At 69.1% G+C, this 16,578-nt stretch carries 13 protein-coding genes; 3 read left to right on the forward strand and 10 right to left on the reverse strand.

Annotation, left to right across the window (positions count from 1 at the left end; all coding sequences use genetic code 11):
- Nucleotides 1-3 precede the first annotated feature (3 nt).
- A complete protein-coding gene (locus KF887_13555) occupies nucleotides 4-936 on the forward strand; it encodes a TonB family protein (GenBank protein ID QYK40442.1) in 933 nt (310 codons plus the stop codon).
- Nucleotides 937-1,260: 324 nt separating this feature from the next.
- On the opposite strand, the gene KF887_13560 is transcribed toward KF887_13555, so the two are convergent.
- From KF887_13560 to guaB, 3 genes are all read right to left on the reverse strand, one after another.
- Nucleotides 1,261-3,636 carry a response regulator gene (locus tag KF887_13560; protein ID QYK43678.1) on the reverse strand — a complete coding sequence of 792 codons (2,376 nt, stop codon included), beginning with the start codon at nucleotides 3,634-3,636 and terminating at the stop codon, nucleotides 1,261-1,263.
- 97 nt (nucleotides 3,637-3,733) lie between these two features.
- Nucleotides 3,734-4,891: an RsmB/NOP family class I SAM-dependent RNA methyltransferase gene (locus tag KF887_13565; protein ID QYK40443.1), complete on the reverse strand. Its 1,158-nt coding sequence runs from the start codon at nucleotides 4,889-4,891 to the stop codon at nucleotides 3,734-3,736.
- A gap of 89 nt (nucleotides 4,892-4,980) precedes the next feature.
- A complete protein-coding gene (gene guaB / locus KF887_13570) occupies nucleotides 4,981-6,426 on the reverse strand; it encodes an IMP dehydrogenase (GenBank protein ID QYK40444.1) in 1,446 nt (481 codons plus the stop codon).
- Nucleotides 6,427-6,554: 128 nt separating this feature from the next.
- On the opposite strand from guaB, the gene KF887_13575 reads away from it, so the two are divergent.
- Nucleotides 6,555-7,244: a type 1 glutamine amidotransferase gene (locus tag KF887_13575; protein QYK40445.1), complete on the forward strand. Its 690-nt coding sequence runs from the start codon at nucleotides 6,555-6,557 to the stop codon at nucleotides 7,242-7,244.
- A gap of 10 nt (nucleotides 7,245-7,254) precedes the next feature.
- On the opposite strand, the gene KF887_13580 is transcribed toward KF887_13575, so the two are convergent.
- Together KF887_13580 and KF887_13585 are read right to left on the reverse strand one after the other, a co-directional pair.
- Nucleotides 7,255-8,220, reverse strand: coding sequence for a tellurium resistance protein (locus tag KF887_13580; protein ID QYK40446.1), 966 nt, complete (start codon nucleotides 8,218-8,220; stop codon nucleotides 7,255-7,257).
- 111 nt (nucleotides 8,221-8,331) lie between these two features.
- Nucleotides 8,332-9,096: a phytanoyl-CoA dioxygenase family protein gene (locus KF887_13585; GenBank protein ID QYK43577.1), complete on the reverse strand. Its 765-nt coding sequence runs from the start codon at nucleotides 9,094-9,096 to the stop codon at nucleotides 8,332-8,334.
- A 123-nt stretch (nucleotides 9,097-9,219) separates the two neighbouring features.
- Between KF887_13585 and speB the strand changes: the two genes are divergently transcribed.
- On the forward strand, nucleotides 9,220-10,179 hold the full coding sequence (gene speB / locus KF887_13590; protein QYK40447.1) for an agmatinase: 960 nt from the start codon (nucleotides 9,220-9,222) through the stop codon (nucleotides 10,177-10,179).
- A gap of 15 nt (nucleotides 10,180-10,194) precedes the next feature.
- Here speB and ugpC read toward each other — a convergent pair whose 3' ends face one another.
- The 5 genes from ugpC to KF887_13615 form a co-directional block, all read right to left on the reverse strand.
- Nucleotides 10,195-11,280 (reverse strand): sn-glycerol-3-phosphate ABC transporter ATP-binding protein UgpC, encoded by a 1,086-nt coding sequence (ugpC, locus tag KF887_13595; protein ID QYK40448.1) that lies wholly within the window; start codon nucleotides 11,278-11,280, stop codon nucleotides 10,195-10,197.
- 13 nt (nucleotides 11,281-11,293) lie between these two features.
- Nucleotides 11,294-12,922, reverse strand: a complete 1,629-nt coding sequence (locus tag KF887_13600) for a DUF3459 domain-containing protein (protein ID QYK40449.1) — start codon at nucleotides 12,920-12,922, stop codon at nucleotides 11,294-11,296.
- A 5-nt stretch (nucleotides 12,923-12,927) separates the two neighbouring features.
- Complete coding sequence (locus tag KF887_13605) at nucleotides 12,928-14,067, reverse strand: carbohydrate ABC transporter permease (GenBank protein ID QYK40450.1); 1,140 nt, start codon at nucleotides 14,065-14,067, stop codon at nucleotides 12,928-12,930.
- A 13-nt stretch (nucleotides 14,068-14,080) separates the two neighbouring features.
- Nucleotides 14,081-15,085, reverse strand: coding sequence for a sugar ABC transporter permease (locus KF887_13610; GenBank protein ID QYK40451.1), 1,005 nt, complete (start codon nucleotides 15,083-15,085; stop codon nucleotides 14,081-14,083).
- A 92-nt stretch (nucleotides 15,086-15,177) separates the two neighbouring features.
- Nucleotides 15,178-16,524 (reverse strand): carbohydrate ABC transporter substrate-binding protein, encoded by a 1,347-nt coding sequence (locus tag KF887_13615; GenBank protein ID QYK40452.1) that lies wholly within the window; start codon nucleotides 16,522-16,524, stop codon nucleotides 15,178-15,180.
- Between the last annotated feature and the right edge of the window lie 54 nt (nucleotides 16,525-16,578).

Here is a 16,578-nt window from a genome sequence, read left to right on the forward strand (position 1 = left end):
CCGATGGTGCTGTCGCTTGCCCTGCACCTTGCCCCGCTGAGTTTCCTTCTTGTCGCCGTTCCCGGGGCCGTGTCGGACGGGGCGGATGGCGGGGATCTTGTGTCGGCACAGGCCGCGCGGCAAACACAGGCCATGATTGTGGAACTGGTCCCGGATTGGACCAGGCCCGCGCCACCGCCCGATGTCATGGCGCAGGCCCCAAGGCTCGCAGTCCCTGAACCGGCGCCCGAAGAACGCCCGCCGATCCTTCCAGAACCGGTGCTGAGGTCATTACCCCCCCTGCTCGCCCGACCCGAACTGCCGCAATCGGCTGCAGTGGCAGAGCCCGACAGGGCACCAGAGAACGTTCTGCCTCCCCCGCCCCTGGCTGATGCCGCTCCGCCGTCTGCGGATCCACTGCCCGAGACGCCGCAGAATACGACAGCAAAGGCCGCGGATGGCCACTTGCCGGAACCAGACCCTCCAGAGGCGCAGAACCCGGAACGTCGCGCGGACAGAAAGCCGGCTTCCGAGGCGGCACCGCCTGCCCACCAGGCACCCCGGGCGCCAAGCGAAAGCCGCAAGGCCGAGACCGCCGCTGGCAAGGGCAAGAACGACGCTGCTGGCACCGGGGGAAATGCCGAAGCTGCAACGCTTTCGCAATCGAAGGTGAACGACCTGAAAGCAAGCTGGGGCGCCAGGATCCGCGCCCGCATCGAACGACGGAAGGAATATCCGGCCAAGGCCGATGGGGCCGACGGCAAGGTGGCGCTTTCACTGGTAGTCGGGCGCGACGGGCGCCTCATCAGCGTGAGCGTCTCGCGTTCGTCCGGACGTGCCGTCCTCGACCAAGCGGCACTCAGGGCCGTCGAGCGCGCCGGGCGTTTCCCGGCTGCACCAGAGGAATTGATTGACGGCAGCTATGCCTTCGCCTTGTCGATCGGCTTCAAGAAGTGATCGGAACCCGAAAGCGCACGAAGTCTCGGACTGACTGGGTCTGGACGTGAGGGAACGCTGACCATCTCAACATGAGCAGATCTCAGGTTCAATCGGCTCTGTCGCACGCATCGGCTGCCCCTTCAGGCTGGCAAGACCCGACCTCGCGGCGCGCGACGTTCCGGGGCGCAGGTCCGTGCGCTCTGGCAGCGTGCCCTCGCCAGCGGGCGCGAACCGATGGGGACGTGCCCCTTCGATCGACGCGCGCGCATGACGAACCCGTCCCGGAACGGTTCCGCCCATGCCCGGGAAAGAACCGCCCCCTCGAGCCGCCGGATCGAACGCCTAGTGCAGGATCTGCCCCTGCACAGTGGCGGCCAGGTCATTGAGCGAGAACGGCTTTGGCAGGAATACCGCGTTCGGGATGTGGTGGCGTCCCTCGGTCAGGCTGTCCTCGGCATAGCCCGACACGAACACCACACGCACCCCGGGCCGGTCGCGCAGCGCCTCGCGCACCCAGGACGGGCCGTCCATGCCAGGCATCACCACATCGGTCACGAACACGTCCACTTCCAGCGCGGGATCGGCAAGTGCGTTCAGCGCTTCCTCCGCGTTCTCGGCCTCGATCACCGTGTAGCCGCGCAACCGCAGGGCACGCGAGGCGAAGGCCCGCACCGGCGCCTCGTCCTCGACCAGCAGCACGACGCCCTCGCCCTGCCGGCCGGCGCGCGGTGCAGCCCCGGCAAGCCGCTCCGCCACGCCACCGTCCATGCCGGTGGACCGGACCGTCGCCGTCGACAGGCCGGGGTCCATCGGCGCCGGTTCCGGTTCCGGCTGGCCGTCATGCATCGGGAAGCACACCTCGAAGGTGCTGCCCTGCCCGGTTTCCGAAGTCACGAAGACGAAGCCGCCCGATTGCTTGACGATGCCGTAGACCGTGGACAGGCCGAGACCGGTGCCTTCGCCCACGCCTTTCGTGGTGAAGAACGGCTCGAATATCTTGTCCAGCCGGTCGGCGGGAATGCCGGTTCCGCTGTCGATCACGCGGATCACCGCATAGTCGCCCGCCGGCATGAAGGCCCGCCCGCGATGCTGGGGCTCGGCCAGCGACAGCGCGCCGGTCTCGATGCGGATGGTGCCGCCGTCGGGCATGGCATCACGGGCGTTGACCACAAGGTTCATCAGCACCTGTTCGAACTGCCTGCGGTCGGCGCGGATCGCGCCCAGTCCGGGCGAATGCGAGAACCGCAGCTTCACGCGTTCGCCGACAAGCCGGTTCAGCAGATGCACGAGATCCGAAAGCGCCTCTTCAAGGTCCACCCGCTCGGGCTTCAGCGTCTGCTTGCGTGAGAAGGCAAGCAGCTGCCCCACCAGCCCCGCGGCGCGATTGGCGTTCTGGTGGATCTGCACCAGATCGGCGAAATCCGGGTCGGTCGCCGTGTGACGCAGCAGCAGCAGGTCGCAATGGCCCGAAATCGCGGTCAGCAGGTTGTTGAAGTCATGCGCGATCCCGCCCGCCAGCTGGCCGATCGCCTGCATCTTCTGGCTCTGCACGAACTGTGCCTCGAGCGTCTTCAGCGCGGTCGCGTCCTGGATCACTGCCAGCACGCAGGGCCGCCCCTGCTCGACCATCCGGCGCAGCGCGATCTGAAGGAAGCTCTCGCCGGCGTCGCGGTGGCGGCGCAGCACCTCGGCGGAATGCGGCAGCCTTTCGCTGACCACATCGTCCAGCCAGTCCGACAGCGACCGCCCCAACCCCTCGAACAGTTCCTGGAACCGGGCCTGCGCGCCCGGCTCCAGCCCCAGGATCTCGCGCGCGGCGCGGTTCGCCGCAAGCAACTCGCCGTCCGGGCGGAACCGTGCCAGCGCCACCGGCACATTCTCGAAGTCGGTGAGGACGCGCGTATCCTCGGGCCGGTCGGCGACGGGAAGCAGATAGATCTCGCGCCGCTCTCCCGGTCCCTCGATTTCGGCCAGGAAGGCGCGCACGGGGCCGTCCACGCCTGCCACCTGCACCTCTTCGCCCGGGTGCAGGACGGGCGTCAGGAACACCCGGTCCAGCCGCTTGGGACGCTGCCCCAGCAGGCGGCGCATCGATTCGTTCGAGAACAGGACAACGCCGGCCTTGTTCGCCACCAGCATCGGCAGGCTCAGCGTCTCGGCCCCCCGGCCGCTGGCGCCGCGTTCGGTGAACTCCTCGATCCGCCAGAGAAACCGGCGCGGCGCGATGCGATGCACCGACAGGCGCATGTGGCCCCTCCGCGTGACCACATCCTCGCGCGCCGAGCCCAGGTTCGACGCGCGGCTCTGCAGCCGGAACAGGACCGAGGCGGGGCTGGCAAAGTGATCGCCCAGCGTCGCCACCAGCGTGGCGCCGCCATCGGCGCGGAAACGGTCGCGCGCGGCCTGGTTCTGGAATCCGATCTGGCCGATGTCATTGGTGGTGAAGCAGGGTGTCGCATCCTGGCCCACCAGCGTGCCCAGCCGCGCCTCGGCCAGCCGTTCCGACAGGCCCGCCGCCGCCACCAGCCCGCGGATCACCAGGACGAGCGCAGAGAAGGTCACGCCCGCCACCACCGCCGACAGCTGCGTCACCCGGTCGGGCGCGAACAGCGCCAGCACCAGGCACAGGAAGGCGCCGCCGATGAGGATCCAGACGCGCGGCGACAGATCGCGCGCCGTGGCGATGACATCCCTGGTTCGCGCAAGAGATCTGGCCAAGCCCGCCCCCTTCAGATTCGCATGCGCCCATACCGGGGGCAGAATCCTTAAGCGCGGCTTAACCGCACAAGGGATACATCCTGCGATTGATGGAAAGCTAGGTCGCTCGCTCGAAAATCGCCACAAAAAATCCGTCGCCACCGTCCAGCGGCGTCCAGTGCCGCGACATTTGCGGCCGGAACCCGGGGTGGCGCGCCGCAAAGCCGCGCGCCTGGGCATCGTTCTCGGCCCTCAGCAGCGAACAGGTGGCATAGGCCAGCGATCCGCCCGGCCGCACCAGCCCCGCCGCGCGATCCAGGATCGCCGCCTGAAGGGCCACAAGGTCCGCCAGCGCCCCTGCCGTCAGCCGCCACTTCTCCTCGGGCGACCGGCGCCACGCACCCGAGCCGGAGCAGGGCACGTCGGCCAGCACCAGATCGAAGGGCGCAACCGCCTCGGGCCGGTCCGACAGGTCGATGCGGGCACCGGCCCTGGCCGCGCGCCCGGGCAGATCGCGCATCCGGCCGGCATTGGCGTCATGCGCCGTCACCCGCGCCCCGCGCGCCGCCAGCGCCAGCGCCTTGCCACCGCCCCCCGCGCAGAGGTCCAGCACCCGGTCCCCCGCCGCGACCGGCAGCGTCTCGACCACGGCCTGCGACGCCGCATCCTGCACCTCGACCAGCCCCTCGGCAAAGACGGTGCAACGCTGCACCCCGCGCCCGCCCGAGATCACCCGCAGCGCGGTCTCGGCCAGCGCATGCGGCTCGGTGGCGATGCCCTCATCGGCCAGCCGCGCGGCCGCCGCCGTGCGCGTGATGCGGGCCGTGTTGACCCGCAGGAACATCGGCGCGCGGCTGCGCAGCGCCTGCATGACCGGGGCAAAGCGGTCGCCCAGACTGTCGCGCAACGCGGGCGCGATCCAGTCGGGACAATCCAGCGCGACCAGATCCGGCATGTCCGCCGCCGTGCCGCGCTCGGCCGGCAAGAGCGGCGCCGGGGCGTGGCCCTCGCCGGTGAACAGGCTGTCGGGGTCGTCCCCGCGCGCCCGCAAGAGCCCGATCATCAGGCCACGCCCCGTCCCGGCCCCGCCCATGTGCGCGAAGGAGAGGCGGCAGCGGATGCCATCGAACACCAGGTCACGCACCGCCTGCCGGTCCCCGGCCCCGGCGAACCGGCTGCCGCGCGCCCAGTTTGTCAGCGCCTGCTCGGCCGGGGTTCCGGACAGCCAGCGATCCAGCACGCCGATGGCGGCGGCGATCCGGGCAGCGGGGGTCATGCGAACCTCATGCGGAACATGAGGGTGTGGCCGCAGTCGCCTGATATTTCGTGGCTATCCCGTCCCACCCGGCAGGGGCGGCACCGGGCCTAGCCCAGACGGTAGTTCGGGCTTTCCCGGGTGATCTGCACGTCATGCACATGGCTTTCCTTCAGCCCCGCCCCGGTGATCCTGACGAAGCGGCAGTTGCGGCGCATCGCGGCCACGGTGGCGTTGCCCGTATAGCCCATCGCAGCGCGCAGGCCGCCCACCATCTGGTGCAGCACCGCCGCCACCGCGCCCTTGTAGGGCACCTGCCCCTCGATCCCCTCAGGCACCAGCTTGTCGGACGCCGCGTCCTTCTGGAAATAGCGGTCGGCCGAACCCCGCGCCATGGCGCCCAGCGACCCCATCCCGCGATACGACTTGAAGCTGCGCCCCTGGTACAGGATCACCTCGCCGGGGCTTTCGTCCGTGCCCGCGATGGCCGACCCCACCATGGCGCAGGATGCCCCGGCGGCGATCGCCTTGGCGAAGTCGCCGGAATACTTGATGCCGCCATCCGCGATCACCGGCACGTCGCCCGCCGCGCCCGCCGCATCCATGATCGCCGTCAGCTGCGGCACGCCCACGCCCGCAACGATGCGGGTGGTGCAGATGCTGCCCGGCCCGATGCCCACCTTCACCGCATCGGCCCCCGCACCGATCAGCGCCCGCGTCGCCTCGGCCGTCGCCACATTGCCCGCGACGACCTGCACCTCGTTCGACAGCCGCTTGATCCGCTCGACCGCGCGCGCCACGCCCTCGGAATGGCCATGCGCCGTGTCGATCACCACAAGGTCGACCCCCGCCTCGATCAGCGCCTGGCTGCGCTCATACCCCGCATCGCCCACGGTGGACGCCGCCGCCACCCGCAGCCGCCCCAGATCGTCCTTGCAGGCATGGGGGTTCAGCACCGATTTCTCGGTATCCTTCAGCGTCAGCAGACCGGTCAGCCGCCCATCCGCATCTGTCACCAGCAGCTTCTCGATCCGCCGCGCCTTCATGAGCGAGATCGCCTCGGCTCGGTCGACCGGTTCGCGCAGGATCGCAAGGTTGTCGGCCGTCATCATCACACGCACCGGCGTGTCGTCGGATGTGGCAAAGCGCATGTCGCGGTTGGTGACGATGCCCACCACCCTGCCATCCCGAACCACCGGGAACCCTGTGATCGAATAGCGTTCCATCAGGGCCTTGGCATCGGCCAGCGTCTGGTCGGGGGTCAGCGTCACCGGGCTGTAGACCACACCGCTTTCGAAGCGCTTCACCCGCCGCACCTCACGCGCCTGCGCCTCGGGGTCGAGGTTGCGGTGGATCACCCCGATTCCCCCGGCCTGGGCCATGGCGATGGCCATGCGCCCCTCGGTCACCGTGTCCATGGCACTGGACAGCAGCGGAATGTTCATGCGGATGCGGCGCGTCACGAAGGTCGAGGTGTCGGCCTCGGACGGCAGGACCGACGAGGCGGCAGGCACCAGCAGCACGTCGTCGAATGTCAGTGCCTCGCGAATCTCCATGGGTCCCTCCGGAGCCGGGTTCGATTGGCGCTTCCCCTTTTCACGCGGGTCGCGGAAAGGCAAGAGCGCGGGGCTTGCGCGGCGCGTGCCGCCATGCTGTTCAGGACCGCCAGACTGCCGGGGAATCCATGCGCGTCACCATCGTCGAGAACACCGCCGTCACCCATCACGGCCAGGTCGGGGTTGCCCTGCACGAGGCGGGCGCGCTGATCGACATCCATCGCCCGTTCCTGGGCCAGCCGCTTCCCGAAACCGTCGATGCGCTGATCGTGTTCGGCGGCGAACAGTCGGCGATGGACGATGCGGCGCATCCCTATCTGCCCGCACTCGCCGCGCTGATGGCGCGGACAGCGCGGGCCGGCCTGCCGGTGCTGGGCATCTGCCTCGGCGCGCAGGTGCTGGCGCGCGGCATGGGGGCCACCAACATCCTGGGCGCCGCGCCCGAGTTCGGCTGGTGCGACGTCACGCGGACAGGGGCCGACGACCCGCTGCTCTCGTCCCTGCCCGACCGGTTCCCGATCTTCCAGTGGCATTCCGATACCTTCACCCTGCCCCCGGGCTGCGTCCATCTGGCAGGCTCGCCCGCCGCCGCCGTGCAGGCGTTCCGCGCCGGTCCGCGCGCCTGGGCCACGCAGTTCCATTTCGAGGCCAGCCGCGCCGTGGTGGCCGACTGGGCTCGCCGCTTTCCGCAGGCGGTCGACCGGCTTGACCCGGCCTTCCGTGCCGACATGCCCGCCCGCGCCCTGGCCGAGGGTGCTGCGGCCGATGCCGCCGGGCTGACGCTCGCCCGGGCCTTCGTGGCACAGATCGCGGGTTGATCGAGGCGGCTCAGGCCGTCGCCGCGTTGGTCTTTGCGGCCAGCGTGCCGCGAACCCACATCTGCAGCACCCGGGCCGCGATCCAGGGCACGATGCCGAATGCCGCGATCAGCGCGGCAAGGCCCGGAACCGTCCAGCCCACCGCCAGCGCCAGCCCCGCCCAGGCCGCCAGCGGAAAGGTGAAGGCCGCCCACAGCGGGCTGAACCCCGCCACGGTGATCCACCGGGCGGCAGCGACCAGTGCCAGCAGAATCGCGGCGCCGATCCCGGCAAAGACCGCCGCGATGCCCTCCATCCCCAGCCCCGCCGCCACCAGGCCCAGCAGGCTGGCCGGGGCCAGGTGAATGGCCAGCAGCGGCCGCAGCGGCCCCGGCGGCACGCGGGTTGCCAGTTGCCACAGGCTTGCTGCCCAGATCGTCCCGGCCACCGCGAGCATGGCCCACAGCAGCACCTCTGCCAGCGCGGCATGGCCCAGCGGCGCGGCCGACAACCCGCCGATGATGAAACCCACAAAGGCCAGATGCCATGCGGGCGTCACCCCCCGCGCCTCGGCCGGGCCCGCCAGGATCGCCCGCAGGATCAGCGCCGCCACCAGCCCGTGCAGCACCAGCCCGCCGAACAGCAGGCCCCGCGCCAGCCCGGGCGCAAGCGGCACCATCGCGGCCGCCATCAGCAGGCAGCCCAGCGACCCCGCCGCCAGCCCGGCGCGCCCGGGCAGGATGCGCAGGTCCTCGGCCACCACGCCCGGGCGGCGCATCACCTTGACCACATAGCCGCCGGCGGCGAACAGCCACAGCGCCGACACCGCCCCCAGCAGCAGGTCGGCGAATGCCCCCGCCGCATCCACCCGGCGCAGCGCCAGTCCCAGCCCGAACAGGCCCATGATCGCCGGGAACACCGCAGGCGGCATCCGCGCGAAGGCGGGCAGCCGCACCGGAGGGAACTGCGGTGGCGGAAAGATCGGGGGGCGCGTCATGGCATGGCTCCGCTGGGTCCGGCCACCGCTACGCCCGCCCGGCCACGGCGCACAGGCGGCGCATTGCCGCCCTCGTCCCCGCCCTGATCCGGCATCCGGCCCATCGGGCCGCTACCCCCGCAGCACCGGGAACCAGTCGTCGCGCAGCCGCTGGCCCGGCTGCATCCCGTGGCCGGGAAAGGGCGGCGAGGTCGGGCCGGGCCGCTCGACATAGCGCGCGTCATCGCCGACCAGCCGCAGCGAGAACGCCCGGCGGCGGTTCGTGGTGGTGTTGCCGCGCGCCCCGTGCAGCGTGCGGAAATTGAAGGCCACGGCGTCACCCGGCTCCATCTCCCATTCCAGGATGCGCATCCCCTCTGCCTCGGGGTCCGGCACCGGCATGTAGTCATGCTCGCCGGGGTAGAAATTCGTCTCGGCCATCCAGCGGGTCGGCAGCACGTCGCGCTCCCACAGGTGGCTGCCCGCGACACAGCGCAGGCTGGCCTCGCGCACCGGGTCCAGCGGCGACCAGAAGCTGACGGTCTGCCGCCCGGCGACAAAGTAATAGGGTCCGTCGGTGTGCCAGGGCGTGGGCTTGGTGGTTCCGGGTTCCTTGACCAGGACATGATCGTGGAACAGTTGCACCCGCCGGGACCCCATCAGCCGTGCCGCCACCTCGGCCACCGCGCTGTCGCGGATCACCCGCTCGAATTCCGGAATCCGGCTCCAGTTGCAGTAGTCGTCAAAGAACGACCCCGGCTCCCCGGGCTTCAGCGTCGCCATCTGCTGCGTCGGGCTGGCCATGTTGCGGGCGACGCCCGCGCGCAACGCCTCCACCTCCTCCGCCCAGAGCCCCCGGACCAGGACGGCCCCGTCCTGCTGATAGGCCCGCACCATCTCGTCGGTGACCGTGACTGCCACATCCGCCTCCTGTTTCGTGCCACTCTGCCCCGCCCCGCCGGGCCTTGCCAAGCGGTGTTCCGCCTCGCATCCTGCGCCGCGCACCCAGCGGAGGACCGGATGACCGGACATGGCTACGACACCGGGCGGCTGAACCTGCCGTTCGTCGGCATCCCCACCTTCGGCAAGCGGCCCTATGTCGAGGACTGGCGTGCCATCCGGGCCGATGCCGCGATCCTGGGGGCACCGTTCGACTTCGGCACGCAGTTCCGCGCCGGGGCAAGGTTCGGCCCCCGCGCGGTGCGCGAGGCCTCGACCCTGTTCTCCTTCGGCCATGCCGGGGCCTATGACCACGAGGATGACCGTACCTATCTCGGCCCCGACGTGCGGATCGTCGACATCGGCGATGCCGACATCGTCCACACCGATACCGAGACCAGCCACGCCAACATCGAGACCGGCGTCCGCGCCATCCTGGACGCGGGCGCGCTGCCCGTGGTCATCGGCGGCGACCATTCGGTGAACATCCCCTGCATCCGCGCCTTCGCGGGTCGCGGGCCCATCCACATCCTGCAGATCGACGCGCATCTGGATTTCGTCGATGTCCGCCACGGGGTGCGCCACGGCCACGGCAACCCGATGCGCCGCGCCGCCGAGCAGGACCATGTGACGGGCATCACCGCGCTTGGCATCCGCAATGTCAGTTCCACCACGCTCGAAGGCTATCAGGCCGCCCGCGCCATGGGCGACGACATCCTGTCGGTGCGCCAGGTGCGCAAGCTGGGCGTGGCCGACACCATCGCCCGCATCCCGCCTGGCGCGCGGCTCTACATCACCATCGACATCGACGGCTTCTGCCCCTCGATCGCGCCTGGCACCGGCACGCCCTCGCACGGCGGTTTCCTGTACTACGAGGTGCTGGAAATCCTGCAGGCCGCGGCCCGCGCGCATGACGTGGCAGGCATCGACCTGGTCGAGGTCGCGCCCGACTATGACCCGACGGGGTCCACCGCGATCCTGGCGGCGCAGATCCTGCTGAACCTTCTGGGCTTCGTCTTCGACGCGCGCGCCCGGCGCTGACCGCGCGCGCGGCGCCTAGCGGTACAGCAGCGACTTGCCCGCGTGGAACAGATGCACCTTCGACGGGTCCGCCGACAGGCGGACGGTCTGGTGGCGCAGCCCCGGATGGATGCCCGGCAGCTTGGCCACCACCTGCGCCGCCTCGCCCTGCCGCCGGAAATACAGCAGCGTCACCTCGCCAAGCGCCTCGGTGATCTCCACCTCGCCCGAGAACAGCGCCTCGCCATCGGTGGCCAGCAAGTCCTCGGGACGCACCCCGATGTTCACCTTCATCCCCATGTCCGACTGCAGCGTCGCCACGGACGACCGCGCGGTTCCGCCATTGGCCAGCCGCACCGTCGTCATCGCGCCGGTCTCCGTCACCTCGCCCGGCATCAGGTTCATCGAGGGCGACCCGATGAACTGCGCCACGAATTCGTTCTGCGGCCGCTCGTACAGTTCCAGGGGGCTGCCCACCTGGCTGATCCCGCCCCCCGCCAGCACCACGATCCGGCTGGCCAGCGTCATCGCCTCGACCTGGTCATGGGTGACATAGATCATCGTCGAGTTCGGCATCGACTCCTTCAGCTGCGCGATCTCGATCCGCGTCGCCACCCGCAGCGCCGCATCCAGGTTCGACAGGGGTTCGTCGAACAGATAGACCTTCGGGTCGCGCACGATCGACCGCCCGATCGCCACCCGCTGCCGCTGCCCGCCCGACAGCGCCTTGGGCAGGCGGTCCAGATAGGGCGTCAGCTGCAGCACCTTGGCTGCCCGGTCCACCGCCGCCTTGATCTCTTCGGGGGTCTTCTTGGCCAGCTTCAGCGCGAACTCCATGTTCGCCCGCACCGTCATGTGCGGGTAAAGCGCGTAGGACTGGAACACCATGGCGATGCCGCGCTGCGCCGGCGGCACGTCGTTCATCCGCACGCCGTCGATGGTGAACTCGCCCCCGGTAATCCGCTCCAGCCCCGCGATCATCCGCAGAAGCGTCGATTTTCCGCAGCCCGACGGCCCCACGAACACGATCAGCTCGCCCGTCCGGATGTCGAGGTTGATGTTCTTCAGAACCTTCACCTCGCCATAGGCTTTTTCCACATCGACCAGTTTCAGATCGGCCATGGCTGTTCCTCCCCTATCCGTTGCGCAGCAGGCAATACTGCCACGGCCCAAGCCGCCCGTCCGTTGCCGGCACGGCCCCCATTGTCTCGCCCACCGGCACCCAGTTCCCCGCAGGCCGGTCGAAGGCGACCGTCCCCTCCCCGAGGTTGAAGGCGCAGAGGATCGTCTCGTCGCCGCTCCGGCGGAACGTCACAAGGTCGCCGGCCGCCTGCGGCAGCGTCATCTCGCCCTGCCGCAGCACGCCATGCGCGCGCCGGAAGGCAAGCGCCGCGCGGTAGTGGTTCAGCAGCGATCCCGGGTCGGCCGCCTGCGCCGCCACCGACAGCGGACGGTGCGGCGCCTTGACCGGCAGCCAGGGCTGGCCGGTGGTGAACCCGGCGGCCGCGTTATCGGTCACCCACACCATCGGCGTGCGGCACCCGTCGCGGCCCTTGAACTCGGGCCAGAACTCGATCCCGTAGGGGTCCTGCAACTCGGACAGGTCGAGCTCGGCCTCGGGCAGGCCCAGTTCCTCGCCCTGATACAGGCACAGCGACCCGCGCAGGCAGACCATCAGCGCGGTATAGGTCCGCGCCGCCGCATCCGACAGGTTCCAGCGCGTGATGTGGCGGATCACGTCGTGGTTGGAATAGGCCCAGCAGGGCCAGGCATCCGGCGCCGCCGCGTCCATCCGCGCGAAGGTCTGCGCCAGGCCCGCCGCCGTCAGCCGCTTGGGCTGCAGCATCTCGAACGGATAGCACATCTGCACCTTGTCGCCGCCGCTGGTATACTCCGCCATGATCTCGAGGCCGCGCTGCGCGTCACCCACCTCGCCCACGGCAGCGGCGCCATGGGGGTTCAGGACCGCGCGGAACTTCCGCAGGAATTCCAGGTTCTCCGGCTGGTTCTTGGAAAACAGGTGCAGCTGGTGATTGTAGGGGTTGACCGAGGGCGCGATGGAATCGTTGCGCAGTTCGGGCGGCAGCGACGGGTTGTCGCGCAGGTACTTGTCCGCGATGTAGAAGTTGATGGTGTCCAGCCGGAACCCGTCGACCCCCCGCGCCAGCCAGAACCGCACCACGTCCAGCAGCGCCTCCTGCACCGGCGCGTGGTGGAAATTCAGGTCGGGCTGCGACGCCAGGAAGTTGTGCAGGTAGTATTGCCGGCGCCGCCCGTCCCAGGCCCAGGCCGACCCGCCGAACACCGACAGCCAGTTGTTCGGCGGCGTGCCGTCGGGCTTCGGATCGGCCCAGACGAACCAATCGGCCTTGGGGTTCGTCCGGTCCTTCCGGCTTTCGACGAACCAGGGATGCTGGTCCGAGGTATGCGACAGCACCAGGTCGATCATCACCCGCAGGCCCAGCTCATGCGCCCGCGCCATCACCGCATCGAAATCGGCCAGCGTTCCGAACATCGGATCGACGTCGCAGTAGTCGCTGACGTCATAGCCGAAGTCCTTCATCGGGCTGGTGAAGAACGGGCTGATCCAGATCGCGTCGGCACCCAGCCCCGCGATATGGTCCAGCCGCTCCACGATCCCGGCCAGATCGCCGATCCCGTCGCCGTTCGAATCCTGATAGCTGCGCGGATAGATCTGATAGATCACCGCCCCCCGCCACCAGTCGGGGTCCATGGCCAGCACGCTGCCCTTCAGCTTCTCCATCGCGCTCACTTCACCGAACCCGCCAGAAGCCCGCGCACCAGGAAGCGCTGCATCGAGAAGAACACCAGCAGCGGCACCGCAATGCTCACGAAGGCCGAAGTCGCCAGGATCTCCCAGTCGCCGCCCCGCGATCCCAGCAGGTTCACGAGGTTGCCGGTCAGCACCTGCTGGTCGTTGCCGGTGCCCAGGAACACCAGCGCCACCAGCAGGTCGTTCCACGTCCACAGGAACTGGAAGATGGCAAAGCTCGCCAGCGCGGGGAACGACAGGGGCAGGATGATCTTGGTGAAGATCTGGAACTCGGTCGCCCCGTCCACCCGCGCGCTCTCGATGATGTCGCGCGGCAGGCCGACCATGTAGTTGCGCAGAAGATAGATCGCCAGCGGCAGCCCGAACCCGGTGTGCGCCAGCCAGATGCCCAGATACCCCTTCCCGATGCCGATGGCATTGTGGAACTGCAACAGCGGGATCAGCGCCAGTTGCAGCGGCACCACCAGCAGCCCGACGATCGCGGCAATCAGCAGCGCGCGCCCCGGAAAATCCATCCAGGCCAGCGCATAGGCCGCGAAGGCCGCGACGAGGATCGGAATGACCGTGGCCGGGATCGCCACCGTCAGCGTGTTCAGGAACGCCTGCCCCACGCTCTGCCCGGCCAGCGGGCTGAACAGCACCGTGCCGTAGTTCTGCGTGGTGAACTCGGGCGGGGTCGAGGCGGTGGCGAACACGCGCGGCAGGCGCGTGCCCTCGGTCGTCACGGGCGAGGTCAGCACATAGGCCCCGTCGGCCTGCAAGGTCAGCGTCAGCCCGTCATTCAGCGTGGCGGTCGCGCCGGGCGCGAACTCGGTCGGCCGGTTCACGTTGGTCCCCCAGGCGCTGATCGTGGCACCCGCCGCGCGGAACAGGTTGCCCTCGATCACGAAGACCCCGTCGCGCTCGACCTCCGGCCCCTCGACGCGGATCGGCGACAACTGGCTTTCCTGCGTCGAAAGCGACCGCCACCATCCGCTCGTCGAGATCTGGTCGCCGGTGCGGAACGACGACACCAGCAGGCCGAAGGTCGGCAGCACCCACAGGATCACCAGCAGGGCCGCCGAGATCTGCACGGCCCAGGTCAGGCCCGCCTTCTGTCCGGCGATATTGTCCATGGCCCGGGCCCCCCTACCGCATTTCCTTGCGTGCGTTGTGCACGTTCCAGACGAGGATCGGCATCACCAGAAGCATGATGACCATCGCCGCCGCCGAACCGGTGCCCACGTCGAAGGCCCGGAAGAACTTGTCGTACATGTAGTTGGCCAGAACCTGCGTCTCCCACTGGCCGTTGGTCATGGCCAGCACGATGTCGAACACCTTCAGCACCGTGATGGTGATCGTGGTCCAGACCACCACCACCGTCCCCATGATCTGCGGCACCTTGATCTTGAAGAAGATCTGGAACGGACCGGCGCCGTCGATGATGGCCGCCTCGATCGTCTCCTCGGGAATGGCGCGCAGCGCCGCCGACAGGATGACCATGGCGAACCCGGCCTGGATCCAGACCAGCACCGCCATCAGGAAGAAGTTGTTCCAGAACGGGATCTGCAGCCAGTTCTGCGGCTCGGACCCGCCCAGCGCCAGATAGATCGCGTTCAGGATGCCGATCTGCTCCTGCCCCAGGGGGCGGGTGTCATAGATCAGCTTCCAGATCACCGAGGCGCCGACGAAGGAAATCGCCATCGGCATGAAGATCATCGCCTTGGCAAAGTTGCCCCAGCGAAGCCGGTCGGTCAGCTGTGCCGCCAGCAGGCCGAATGCGGTGGACAGCGCGGGAACCACGACCAGCCACAGCATGTTGTTGCGCATCGATTCCCAGAATTTCGCCTCGCCCGACATCTGCACATAGTTGGCAAAGCCGACGAACGTCCGGTCGCCCCCCACCTCGCGGTGCAGCGACAGCCAGAAGGTCGCAAAGACCGGATAGGCCAGGTAGAGGCCCAGCGCGACCAGCGCCGGAAACAGGAACAGCCAGGGGCGTATCTGGTTGGCGCGGTTGATGTTGTGCCCGGCATCCGGCCCCTTGGCGGGATACAGCACCTTGTCGAGCACGAGGTTCGACAGGAAGAAATAGCCGACGCAGCCGCCCACGCCGATGACGATGGTGATGACCGCCTGTAATGCCGGATGCATGCGTCCCTCCCCGAACGGCTGCCTTGGCCTGGGGTGCGGGCCCGAAGGCCCGCCCCTGTCGTCACGCCCTCGGGCGGATCAGATGTGCCGCATCACTTGGGCCAGGACGCCTGGATGCCGGCCGCCACCGCCGCCGCATCCTTGCCGCCGGTGTAGTCCACCATCCCGGTCCAGAAGCTGCCCGCGCCCACGGCACCCGGCATCAGGTCGGATCCGTCGAACCGGAAGGTCGTGGCGTTCAGCAGGATCTCGCCCAGCTTCTTCAGCGTCGGGCTGCCGTAGGTGTCGGGGTTGGCGCCCTTGAACGGCGTCAGGAAGCCCGACTGCGCCATCCACACCTCATGCGCGATCGGGGTCTTCAGGAACTCGATGAAGGCCCGCGCCGCCTCACCGTCCTTGGTGATGAAGGCCAGCGTGCCCGCGCCCAGCACCGGCTGGCCCAGGTCCTTGCCCTCATAGGCGGGGAAGTAGAAGAAGTCGGCATCCTGCCCCACGACCGTCCCGTCCGGGAAGAACGACGGGATGAACGACGCCTGCCGGTGCATGTAGCAGGCCGGGGGCGAGGCGAACATGCCCTTGGGGCTGTCACGGAAATCGGTCGCGGCCACCGCACCCGCACCGCCCGCCACATAGGCGTCGTTCCGCGCGAAATACCCGAACTCCTCGATCGCGGCGACGACCTCGGGCGCGTCGAACGGAAGGGCGTTCGAAACCCACTGGTCATAGACCTCGGGCGGCTGCGTGCGCAGCATCATGTCTTCGACCCAGTCGGTCGCGGGCCAGCCCGTCGCACCGCCCGAGCCCAGGCCGATGCACCAGGGCGTGCCGCCGTCGGCGACGATCTGGTCGGTCAGTGCTTTCAGCTCCTCCATGGTCGTGGGCACTTCATAGCCCGCGTCCTCGAAGTTCTCGGGCACGTACCAGACCAGCGACTTCACGTCGATCTTGTAGGGAAAGGCATAAAGCGCCGGGGTGCCGTCGCGGCCGTTGTAGGTGCCCAGCCCCACCCAGCTTGCACCGGCGGCGTAGTTCTCGGCCAGCCAGGCCTCGGTTTCCGCACCCAGCGGCACGATCAGGCCCTTCGATGCCAGGTCGCCGATCAGGCCGGGCTGCGGCAGCACGGCGATGTCCGGCGGGCTGCCCGCCTGGGTGTCGATCACGATCTGCTGCTCGTAGTTCTCGGACGACGAATAGTTCACCGTCACGCCCGTCGCCGCCGAGAAATAGGCCAGCACCGACTCGACCAGAACCTGGTCCTCGCCGCGCCACGGCCCGAAGATCGTCAGCGTCTGCCCCTCAAGGTTGTGGGCCGCATCGAAATCGGCAAAGCTCTGCCAGTTGAAGCCACCCTCACCGACGGGGAACTTCAGATTCTGCGCCATGGCCGGACCGGCCAGCAGGGCAAGCGCCGCCGCGCTTGCATAAAATCCGGATCTCATTGTCGTCCTCCCGAGACGCGCGCACTGCGGCGCACCGTTTTAGCCCAAGGGTCA

It is taken from the genome of Paracoccaceae bacterium (genome assembly GCA_019454225.1).
Classification (GTDB): domain Bacteria; phylum Pseudomonadota; class Alphaproteobacteria; order Rhodobacterales; family Rhodobacteraceae.

Coding starts and splice junctions, on each gene's coding strand:
- KF887_13555 (QYK40442.1), top strand. CDS start 4: ATGGTGCTGTCGCTTGCCCTGCACCTTGCCCCGCTGAGTTTCCTTCTT.
- KF887_13565 (QYK40443.1), bottom strand. CDS start 4,891: ATGACCCCCGCTGCCCGGATCGCCGCCGCCATCGGCGTGCTGGATCGC.
- guaB (QYK40444.1), bottom strand. CDS start 6,426: ATGGAGATTCGCGAGGCACTGACATTCGACGACGTGCTGCTGGTGCCT.
- KF887_13575 (QYK40445.1), top strand. CDS start 6,555: ATGCGCGTCACCATCGTCGAGAACACCGCCGTCACCCATCACGGCCAG.
- KF887_13580 (QYK40446.1), bottom strand. CDS start 8,220: ATGACGCGCCCCCCGATCTTTCCGCCACCGCAGTTCCCTCCGGTGCGG.
- KF887_13585 (QYK43577.1), bottom strand. CDS start 9,096: ATGGTGCGGGCCTATCAGCAGGACGGGGCCGTCCTGGTCCGGGGGCTC.
- speB (QYK40447.1), top strand. CDS start 9,220: ATGACCGGACATGGCTACGACACCGGGCGGCTGAACCTGCCGTTCGTC.
- ugpC (QYK40448.1), bottom strand. CDS start 11,280: ATGGCCGATCTGAAACTGGTCGATGTGGAAAAAGCCTATGGCGAGGTG.
- KF887_13600 (QYK40449.1), bottom strand. CDS start 12,922: ATGGAGAAGCTGAAGGGCAGCGTGCTGGCCATGGACCCCGACTGGTGG.
- KF887_13605 (QYK40450.1), bottom strand. CDS start 14,067: ATGGACAATATCGCCGGACAGAAGGCGGGCCTGACCTGGGCCGTGCAG.
- KF887_13610 (QYK40451.1), bottom strand. CDS start 15,085: ATGCATCCGGCATTACAGGCGGTCATCACCATCGTCATCGGCGTGGGC.
- KF887_13615 (QYK40452.1), bottom strand. CDS start 16,524: ATGAGATCCGGATTTTATGCAAGCGCGGCGGCGCTTGCCCTGCTGGCC.